10 protein-coding genes are annotated in these 9,078 nt (G+C 64.5%); 7 read left to right on the plus strand and 3 right to left on the minus strand.

From position 1 onward, the window contains the following. Both EOA38_RS18845 and EOA38_RS18850 read left to right on the plus strand, forming a co-directional pair. The coding region (locus EOA38_RS18845; RefSeq protein WP_127299930.1) for a TRAP transporter fused permease subunit at nt 1-1,432 on the plus strand (1,432 nt) is incomplete at its 5' end. Beyond that, a complete protein-coding gene (locus tag EOA38_RS18850) occupies nt 1,429-1,791 on the plus strand; it encodes a DUF1850 domain-containing protein (protein ID WP_127299931.1) in 363 nt (120 codons plus the stop codon). The genes EOA38_RS18845 and EOA38_RS18850, both read left to right, overlap by 4 nt. 88 nt (nt 1,792-1,879) lie before the next feature. Here the strand turns inward: EOA38_RS18850 and EOA38_RS18855 are convergent, their stop codons facing one another. After that, nucleotides 1,880-2,332, minus strand: coding sequence for a DCC1-like thiol-disulfide oxidoreductase family protein (locus EOA38_RS18855; RefSeq protein WP_127299932.1), 453 nt, complete (start codon nt 2,330-2,332; stop codon nt 1,880-1,882). A 195-nt stretch (nt 2,333-2,527) separates the two neighbouring features. Further along, the gene (locus tag EOA38_RS18860) at nt 2,528-2,674 is read right to left on the minus strand and encodes a hypothetical protein (protein WP_126091019.1); all 147 of its coding nucleotides are present in this window, start codon (nt 2,672-2,674) and stop codon (nt 2,528-2,530) included. A gap of 399 nt (nt 2,675-3,073) precedes the next feature. Here EOA38_RS18860 and EOA38_RS18865 point away from each other — a divergent pair, with 399 nt between their 5' ends. The 3 genes from EOA38_RS18865 (at nt 3,074) to ligD (ending at nt 7,044) form a co-directional block, all read left to right on the plus strand. Beyond that, nucleotides 3,074-3,577, plus strand: a complete 504-nt coding sequence (locus EOA38_RS18865; protein WP_127221943.1) for a ferritin-like domain-containing protein — start codon at nt 3,074-3,076, stop codon at nt 3,575-3,577. Between the two features lie 86 nt (nt 3,578-3,663). Then, nucleotides 3,664-4,515, plus strand: a complete 852-nt coding sequence (locus EOA38_RS18870; protein WP_127299933.1) for a Ku protein — start codon at nt 3,664-3,666, stop codon at nt 4,513-4,515. 12 nt (nt 4,516-4,527) lie between these two features. Beyond that, a complete protein-coding gene (gene ligD, locus EOA38_RS18875; RefSeq protein WP_127299934.1) occupies nt 4,528-7,044 on the plus strand; it encodes a DNA ligase D in 2,517 nt (838 codons plus the stop codon). Nucleotides 7,045-7,254: 210 nt separating this feature from the next. On the opposite strand, the gene EOA38_RS18885 is transcribed toward ligD, so the two are convergent. Further along, entirely contained in the window at nt 7,255-7,929 is a 675-nt protein-coding gene (locus EOA38_RS18885; RefSeq protein WP_127299935.1) for a winged helix-turn-helix domain-containing protein, read from the minus strand. 169 nt (nt 7,930-8,098) lie between these two features. Here EOA38_RS18885 and EOA38_RS18890 point away from each other — a divergent pair, with 169 nt between their 5' ends. Together EOA38_RS18890 and EOA38_RS18895 are read left to right on the plus strand one after the other, a co-directional pair. After that, the gene (locus EOA38_RS18890) at nt 8,099-8,467 is read left to right on the plus strand and encodes an NIPSNAP family protein (protein WP_126091014.1); all 369 of its coding nucleotides are present in this window, start codon (nt 8,099-8,101) and stop codon (nt 8,465-8,467) included. Then, nucleotides 8,464-8,808, plus strand: coding sequence for an antibiotic biosynthesis monooxygenase (locus EOA38_RS18895; protein WP_127299936.1), 345 nt, complete (start codon nt 8,464-8,466; stop codon nt 8,806-8,808). Before EOA38_RS18890 ends, EOA38_RS18895 begins: the two co-directional genes overlap by 4 nt. The last annotated feature ends 270 nt before the right edge of the window (nt 8,809-9,078 follow it).

Raw genomic sequence — 9,078 nt, forward strand, 5'->3', positions numbered from 1 at the left:
TGTCGGCTCCTGGCGCGGCGGCCCGGCCCAGGTCTGCGTGCTCTCCTCGGCGTTAATGGGCACCATCTCCGGTTCGGGCGTTGCCAATGTCGTGGCAAGCGGCCAGTTCACCATTCCGCTGATGAAACGCTTCGGCTTCCGCGCGGCCTTTGCCGGCGCCGTCGAGGCGACCTCCTCGATGGGCGGCCAGATCATGCCGCCGGTGATGGGCGCGGTCGCCTTCATCATGGCCGAGACGCTGAACATCGCCTATGCCGAGGTGGTGAAGGCGGCGATCATCCCGGCGCTGCTCTATTTCGGCGCCTGCTTCTGGCAGGTGCATCTGGAGGCTGGCAAAGCCGGCTTGCACGGCATGGCCAAGGGCGACCTGCCCAATCCCTGGGACGCGGTGCGGCAGCACTGGCCGCTGGTGCTGCCGCTTGCCGTGCTCGTCTATCTCCTGTTTGCCGGCTATACGCCGATCTTCGCCGGCACCATGGGCCTGGCGCTGACCATCGTGCTGATCCTCGGCGCGCCGCTGGCGGCGCTGATCGGGCCATTTGCGTTCCGCGTCGTCTTCTGGCTGGCGCTCGGGCTTGCCGCCGCCTCCTTCACGCGCTTCGGCGTCAATAGTCTCGGCCTCGTCATCGGGGCGCTCGTTGTCGCCTGCTTCACCTTCAGGGGCGGGCGGGAGACGCTGCGCATCTGCGTCGACTCGCTTGCCGAAGGCGCCAAGAACGCGCTGCCGGTCGGCATCGCCTGCGCCATCGTCGGCATCGTCATCGGCACGCTGACGCTGACCGGCATCGCTTCGACCTTCATCGGCTGGATCATCTCCATCGGCGAGAACAATCTGTTCCTGTCGCTGGTGCTGACCATGCTCACCTGCCTCGTGCTCGGCATGGGCATCCCGACCATCCCCAACTACATCATCACCTCTTCGCTCGCCGGCCCGGCGCTGCTGTCGCTCGGCGTGCCGTTGCTGGTCAGCCACATGTTCGTCTTCTATTTCGGCATCATGGCCGATCTCACCCCGCCGGTGGCGCTTGCCGCCTTCGCCGCCGCTCCCATGGCCAGGGAAAGCGGCCTCAAGATCGGCATCCAGGCGACCAAGCTCGCCATCGCCGGCTTTGTCGTGCCGTTCATGGCGGTCTACACGCCGGCGCTGATGCTGCAGGATGCCGGCCCGATCACCGCCTCGTTCGGCTATCCGGTCGAGGTCGCCTACATCGTCGTCAAAGCCTGCATGGGCATCGTGCTCTGGGGCGCCGCCGCCGTCGGCTTCCTCGCCCGCCGCATGGCCTGGTGGGAGCGCATCGTCGCTTTCGTTGCCGGCGTGCTCCTGGTCGCGGCGCTGCCGCTTACCGACGAGACCGGCTGGGTGCTGTCGTTTGCGTGGATCGGCTGGCACTGCTGGCGCGCGCGCCAGGCCTCGGCAAGGGACGCTGCGTGAGCCTTTGCATCCTTGCTGCCGGCAAAACCGTGGTCCTGGCCACGGCCGCCTTCACGCTGTCCTGGACGCATTCGGTGGAGCGCACGCGCTGGCAGGAGGACTGGACAGTGACGCCCTCCGGGCTGCGGATCGTTGAGGCTCGCGTGAAGGGCTCCGGCGCCGGCATGGAGCCGCCACAGGGCTCGGTGCTGCGGGACGGCTGGTGGGTCTATACGCCGCGGATCGGGCCGCAGCAGCGCCTGGTGCTGGCAGCCTCCGGCGCGACCGGGGAAGGCTGGACGCTGTGCACTGCCAAAGGCTGCCGCGAGCTGGGCAGCGCGGCGGCGGCAGCGATCGTGCTCGAACCTTGCGGACCATGACCGGTCGTGACAGTGGGCGACAACCGCCACCGATGGCCTGATGCATGTCTTTGTCGCGAAACCGGTTCCCACTTTCGCGAGACATGCTTTAGCCGATCAGCCGCTGCCGCAGTTCGGCGGACGGGATCTCGCAGCTGTCCTTCCTGCCGAACAGCGCATAGCGGTTTTTCGCGACGCGGTCATAGAGCCAGTCGCGCAGCGGCTGCGGCAGGACGAGCAGCAGCCTCGCCGCGCGCCAGGGCCAGCCGAGCGTGGCCATGATGACGACGAAACTATCGAGCTTCGTGAAGGCCACGCCGTCGATGATGGCGAGGTTGGTCTCGTAATTGTCGGTCGGCAGGCCATGTTCGCGAAACAGCGCCTCGCCGAGCGGCGATTGCGCGGTGGCGAAGCGGAAGCGTTTGTCACGGTCAAGCCGGACTATCATCCGGACGAAGCCGGAGCAGAACACGCAGACGCCGTCGAAGACGATAAACGGCTGGCGGGCGTCGTAAGCTTGGCCTGGGAGAAGGGGACGTTTCTGTTCGGGCAGGTCGGTCATGTCGGCCCCGGCTGCTTGTGCCCCTAGAGACTAAACCAGGGGGACACTAAGCCAGCCGGCGGCGGCGTCAAAGTCGCGGCGTTGTCGCACGCCTGCCGTCGGCGACGGCGGGGCGCTCGTCACGATAGGTCGTGGCGCGGCTGTCGGCGGCCGGCTTGCAGATCCGGCTGTTGTGGCGGCTGTCGGGCATTTTGGTCAGTTCGTGCCGACGCCGAGCGTGTTGCCGCGGCGCGCGCAGGCCGGACCTGGGCCGCGCATGTAATAGCGCTCGGGCCGATAGGTCGGCGCGACGAATTCGCGAATGGCGGCGGCATAGCCGGCGATGTGGTTCCAGAAGTTCATTTTACCTGTCCCTGTCCCGTTTTCGGATGTCCCTTCCGAATTGTCCGAGAGCATAGCGTCGAGGCGTGAATAGTCGGTGAACGTCATGTTAATTTCTGGTCCGAAAGTCGTTGCTTCGTGGCTGGAATGCGGCTGATTCGCGGTCTTTCCACGCCTTTTGTCGCGATTTCGGATCGTGTGACTTTTGCATCACATATGTTTCGTCCCGATGTCGCTTGGGCGCGCTTCTGTTTCACGTTCGGCCGCCACCCGGAAATTTCATTGCGCGTCCGGAAAACGTCAGGAACCCGCCCGGGTGGGGCACGTTGACCCTTCACGACCGTGCGGATCGCTCCGACGAAGGCGGCCGCGCCGCCGTTCGAATCCCCCACCCGGCACAAGCAAGGGAAGGCAAAAGCCATGGGTTTCTTCTCGAAAGACATCAAGACGCTGGACGACCTCTTCATCCATATGCTGCGCGAGATCTACTATGCCGAAAAGCAGATCGAGCGGACCCTGCCGAAGATGATCGGCGAGGCGACCGACCCGCAGCTGAAGGCCGGTTTCGAAAAACATCTCGAACAGACCAGGGGCCATATCGATCGCGTCGAGCAGGTGTTCGAGCTGCATGGCGTCAAGGCCAAGGCCATCAACTGCCCGGCCATCGACGGCATCCTCGAGGAAGCCGACGAGGTGAGCGGCGACGTCGGCGACAAGGAGGTTCTCGATGCCGCGCTGATCGCGTCCGCGCAGGCGGTCGAGCACTACGAGATCACACGCTACGGCACGCTGATCGCCTGGGCCAGGCAACTCGGCCGCAGCGACTGCGCCAATGTGCTGGCCAAGAACCTCAAGGAAGAGCAGGCCACCGACCGCAAGCTCACCGAGATTGCCGAGAACAGGATCAACCTGCTGGCGGCCTGATGGCTATGCAACGACAAGGCGCACGCCCGGAACCCAAGCGAGCCCCTGTCCGTTGCGACTGAGATCGCATCGCGCAGGAGTTCGCCATGGCACCGCGCCCCGCCTGGAAGGGCTATCTGAAACTGTCGCTGGTCACTTGCGGCATCGAGCTGACCAACGTCGTCACCCATGCCGAGAAGGTTTCGTTCCGCATCCTCAACCGCAAGACCGGCAATACCGTCAAGCGCATCTATGTCGACGCCGAGACCGGCAAGCCCCTGGAAGAAGGCGACGAGATCAAGGGCTACGAGGTCAGCGACGGCGACTTCGTCCATATCGAGGAAGACGAGATCGAGGCGGTTGAGATCGAGTCCTCGCACACGATGAGCCTCGACGGCTTCGTCGAGAAATCCTCGATCGAGCAGATCTATCTCGACACACCCTACTATGTCTCGCCGGCGGACAAGGTGTCGCAAGAGGCTTTTGCCGTCATCCGCGACGCGATGGCGGCGAAGAAGATGGCCGGCCTCGCCCGCATCGTGCTCTACCAACGCGAGCGCCCCGTGGTGATCGAGCCGCTCGGCAAGGGTATGGTGCTGACGACACTGCGCTACGACGATACGGTGCGCCAGCCAGGCACCGTGTTCGACGACATCGAGGCAACCAGGACGGATGACGAGATGATCGATCTCGCCGAGCACATCATCAACAGCAAGAAGACGAAGTTCGACCCTTCGAAGTTCGACGACCGTTACGGGGATGCGCTGCTCGAGCTGATCCGCGCCAAGAAGGCCGGCAAGAAGGCGCCCAAGGTCAAAGCGCCGGCGAAGCCGTCCAATGTCGTCAACCTGTTCGACGCGCTGAAGAAGAGCCTGAACGCAGAGGGCGGCGGCAAAGCCGGCAAATCTTCATCGAAGGTGCGGGCGAAGGCCTCCGCGGCTAAACGCAAATCCGCATAGGAGCACGTCGCCATGGCCGGCCTCGAGCAATATCACGCCAAGCGCGATTTCCGGAAAACCGCCGAACCGGCCGGCAAGGTCGGCCGGCACAAGAAAAGTGGGGCCGGCGGCATTTTCGTCGTCCAGAAGCACGCCGCCACGCGGCTCCACTATGATTTTCGGCTGGAGCACGATGGCGTGCTGTGGAGCTGGGCGGTGACGCGCGGCCCGAGCCTCGATCCGCATGAGAAGCGGTTGGCCGTGCATGTCGAGGACCACCCGATCGACTATGCCTCCTTCGAAGGCACCATTCCGAAGGGCGAATATGGCGGCGGCTCGGTCATCGTCTGGGATGACGGCAGATGGGTTCCGGAAGGCGATCCGGCCGAAGGCATGAAGAAAGGCCATATCGATTTCGAGCTCGAAGGCCACAAATTGCATGGCCGCTGGCATCTGGTCAGGCTGAAGCCCAGGCCTGGCGAAAAGCGCGACAACTGGCTGCTGATCAAGTCCGACGATGCCGCCGCCCGCCCTGGCGAGGACGTCCTCAAGGACGAGCCGCAATCGGTGAGGTCCGGCCTCACGATCGAGGAGGTCGGCCAAGGCAAGTCAGCCAAAGGCGAGAAGCCAAAGGTCTGGCATTCGAACAAGCCCGCTGCCGGCAAGGCCAAGGCCGGCCATGCCAAGCGCCTCGAATTCATCGAGCCGCAGCTCGCCACGCTGGAAAAGAACGCGCCTTCCGGTGATGACTGGCTGCATGAGGTGAAGTTCGACGGCTACCGCATGCAGGCGCAGATCGCCGGCAGCGACGTCAGGCTGCTGACGCGCGCCGGCCTCGACTGGACAAAGAAATTTGAAGGCCCGGTCACCGCCGCGCTCGCCGGTCTCAAATGCCGGGATGCCATCATCGACGGCGAGATCGTCGTGCTGGCCGACAGCGGCGTGTCGTCCTTCCCCCTGCTGCAGGCGGACCTTTCGGCCCGCCGCGCCGACCGCTTCATCTACTATGTCTTCGATCTGATGCGGCTCGACGGCGAGGATTTGCGCCGCGAGCCGCTGGTCGAGCGCAAGCAGGCGCTCGCCGAACTGCTCGGCGAGCAGCCGGAGGACTCGGCGCTGCGCTTCAGCGACCATTTTTCCGAACCCGGCAAGGTCATCCTGCAGCATGTCTGCCGCATGGGTCTCGAGGGCGTGGTGTCGAAACGCGCCGACGCGCCCTACCGCAGCGGGCGAGGGTTGACCTGGGTGAAGTCGAAATGCACGCTGCGCCAGGAATTCGTCATTGGCGGCTACCTGCCCTCGGACAAGACCGGACGCGGCCTGCGCTCCCTGCTGGTCGGCTACCATGAAGGCGGCAAGTTGCACTATGCCGGCCGCGTCGGCACCGGCTTTTCCGGCAAGGTAATGGCCGGTCTCAAGAAGAAGCTCGACGGCCTCGAGGCCAAGGAATCGCCATTCTCGATGGCCGTGCCGAAGGGTAAGGGCCTTACCTGGGTCAGGCCTGAACTTGTCGGCGAAGTGGAGTTCCGAAGCTGGACATCCGACCGTATAATCCGCCACGCCTCGTTCCAGGGGCTGCGCGAGGACAAGCCGGCGGAGGAAGTCATGCAGGAAAAGCCGAAGCAGGCCGACGGCAAGGCTGAAGCAAAGTCGGGTAGCGGCAAGACCGCGCCAAAACCCTCGGCCGGAACGGCGATGACCTCGATAAAACTCTCGCATCCCGACAAGCTGCTGTGGCCCGACGAGAAGGTCTCCAAACAGGATCTGCTCGACCATTACGCGCTGGTCTGGCCGCGCATGGAGGCGTTCGTCGTCGACCGGCCGCTGGCTCTCGTGCGGGCGCCGGATGGCATCCACGGGCAGCGCTTCTTCCAGAAACATGCCTCGCCCGGCATGAGCGACAAGATCGCCAGGATGAAGGATCCGACCGACGGCGAGGAGATCCTGTTCATCAGGGATTTCGACGGGCTTGCCGCGCTCGTCCAGTACGGTGTGGTCGAGGTCCATATCTGGGGCTCGACCGTCGACGAGCTGGAAAAGCCGGACCAGATCATTTTCGACCTCGATCCGGACGAAGGCGTCGACGTCAAACGCGTGCGCGAGGCGGCGCTCGACATCCATAAGCGGCTCGACGAGCTGTCGCTGCCGAACCTGGTCAAGACCTCCGGCGGCAAGGGCTATCACGTGCTGGTGCCGTTGAAGCCGTCGGCGGACTGGGACGAGGTCAAGGATTTTGCTCATGACTTCGCTCGGGCGCTGGAGCAGGCTTCGCCCGACCGCTACACGGCGACCCTGTCGAAGAAGGCGCGCACGGGCAAGATCTTCGTCGACTATCTGCGCAACGGCAGAGGCTCGACCACGGTCGCGCCCTACTCGTCGCGCGCCAAGAAGGGCGCGACGGTGTCGATGCCGGTGACCTGGCCGGAACTCGAAAAGGGCTTGGCTCCCAACGCTTTCCCGCTCGGCGACGCGACGACGCTGAGTGAGCTGAAGAAGGCCGACCCGTGGGCGGATTTCTTCAGGCTGGGCAAGGTGTTGAAGCGGGGTTGAAGATCGGCGGGCCAGCACCCCCCTCTGCCCTGCCGGGCATCTCCCCCTCAAGTGGGGAGATTAGCAGTTTCGCCGACGGCGCTCCCCTTGCAACGATGGAGATTGGCGAAAGCCAAGATGACGTTCAATCTCCCCCCTTGAGGGGGAGATGGCCGGCAGGCCAGAGGGGGGCGCTGTCCCGCCAGCATCCCGAAACTATCGCCGGCGACCTCAGCTGAGAAACACCCTCTCGAATTCCTGCCTGCCCTTCGGCGAGAACACCACGGCGCGGCTGTCCTTCTCGCGCCGCGCCCATTTCTCGGAGATGATCTTGTCGAGGATGGCGGCGCCCAGCGCGCCGGCGAGGTGCGATCGCCGCACGCTCCAGTCGAGGCAGGCGCGGCACACCGGCCGTCTGGCCTTGGTGTCGATCGCGATGTCGAGCGCGGCGAAATGCGAAATACCTGACGGTGAGAGCCTGATCTCGTTTTCCTCGCGCAGCAGCACTCGTCTGTCGACGAGACGGTCGAGCATCGCCACCGCCTGCTCGCCGGCGAGATGGTCGTAGCACACCCGCGCCACGCGCATGGCCGCATCGCGCGGGCCGGGCCGAACCCGCTTCGGGCCGACGGCTTCGGCAACGCCGATGATCGCTTCGATCATGCCCGCCACCTGCGGGCTGGCGAGGCCGTAATAGCGATGCCGGCCCTGGCTCGCGAGCGTCAGCAGCCCGCCATCCATCAGCTTCGACAGATGCGAGGACGCAGTGGGCAGCGAGACGCCGGCTTCCAGCGCAAGTTCCGATGCGGTCAGCGCCGTGCCGCCCATCAGCGCGTTGAGCATGTTGGCGCGGGCCGGGTCGCCGACCAGGCTGGCGATGCGGGCAATGTCTGGTCCTTCACGCATAGTTCGATCCTTATCGAAGCATTCCCGCGAGGGGAGCACTATTCTCGAGCCAGCTCAAGCCGCCAGGCAAACGCTCCTGACAGGAGAATGCCTAGCACGCCGACGCCAGCGATGTTTCGACCACGATCGAACCATCGCCGCCGTGAAGCCAACCGACGAGGAGACCGCCATGACCATCACCTGCTTCATCCGCTACGAGATCGATCCGTTCGGCAAGGCGGCCTTCGAGCAATATGCGCGCGCCTGGGGCCAGGCCATCCCGCGCTGCGGCGCCGACCTGATCGGCTATTTCGCGCCGCATGAGGGCTCGGCCACCACAGCCTACGCCGCTTACAGCATCGAGAACCTCGCAGCTTACGAGGCCTATCGCGCGCGGCTTGCCGCCGACCCCGCCGGCAAGGCAAACTACGACTTCGCACGGCGCGAGAAGTTCATCCTCAAGGAAGACCGGATCTTCCTGAAACTGGTGTCGGGCCCGCACGGGCCGAGGCAGATGTTTCACACCGATGTAATCGTGAAGGAAGGGATAGAGGCATGATCGCTGTCATCTTCGAAGTAGAGCCGGCGGAAGGCAAGCGCGATGCCTATCTCGGCATCGCCGCGGAGCTCAGACCGCTGCTTGAGAGCATCGACGGCTTCATCTCGGTCGAGCGCTTCCAGAGCCTGACCGATCCGAAGCGCTTGCTCTCGCTGTCGTTCTGGCGCGACGAGGAAGCGGTGAAGGCCTGGCGCAACACCGAGGAGCATCGGCAGGCGCAGAAAGCGGGACGCGGCGGAATCTTTGCCGGCTATCGTCTGCGCATCGCCCATGTCGTGCGTGATTATGGGCTGACCGAAAGGGCCGAGGCGCCGCAGGATTGTCGCGCCGTGAATGGATGAAGCTCCCCCTTCTCCCCTTGTGGGAGAAGGTGTCGCCGAAGGCGACGGATGAGGGGTGTTCCAGGGAACGCCAACGTCTCACTCCGCTGGAGCACCCCTCATCCGTCTCGGCGCTAACGCGCCGATCCACCTTCTCCCCCAGGGGGCTAGCGTGCGCACACATTTGCTTCGTGCTGTGGTCAAGCGTGAAGAGGCGCCGTCGGAAAATGGCTTGAAGCGGTTGAATTGTATGTGATTCTGTAGCCGCCATTGTTGATTCTGGAGGTTTTG

It is taken from the genome of Mesorhizobium sp. M1E.F.Ca.ET.041.01.1.1 (assembly GCF_003997355.1).
GTDB lineage: Bacteria > Pseudomonadota > Alphaproteobacteria > Rhizobiales > Rhizobiaceae > Mesorhizobium.

Coding starts and splice junctions, on each gene's coding strand:
- EOA38_RS18855 (WP_127299932.1), bottom strand. CDS start 2,332: ATGACCGACCTGCCCGAACAGAAACGTCCCCTTCTCCCAGGCCAAGCT.
- EOA38_RS18860 (WP_126091019.1), bottom strand. CDS start 2,674: ATGAACTTCTGGAACCACATCGCCGGCTATGCCGCCGCCATTCGCGAA.
- EOA38_RS18865 (WP_127221943.1), top strand. CDS start 3,074: ATGGGTTTCTTCTCGAAAGACATCAAGACGCTGGACGACCTCTTCATC.
- EOA38_RS18870 (WP_127299933.1), top strand. CDS start 3,664: ATGGCACCGCGCCCCGCCTGGAAGGGCTATCTGAAACTGTCGCTGGTC.
- ligD (WP_127299934.1), top strand. CDS start 4,528: ATGGCCGGCCTCGAGCAATATCACGCCAAGCGCGATTTCCGGAAAACC.
- EOA38_RS18885 (WP_127299935.1), bottom strand. CDS start 7,929: ATGCGTGAAGGACCAGACATTGCCCGCATCGCCAGCCTGGTCGGCGAC.
- EOA38_RS18890 (WP_126091014.1), top strand. CDS start 8,099: ATGACCATCACCTGCTTCATCCGCTACGAGATCGATCCGTTCGGCAAG.
- EOA38_RS18895 (WP_127299936.1), top strand. CDS start 8,464: ATGATCGCTGTCATCTTCGAAGTAGAGCCGGCGGAAGGCAAGCGCGAT.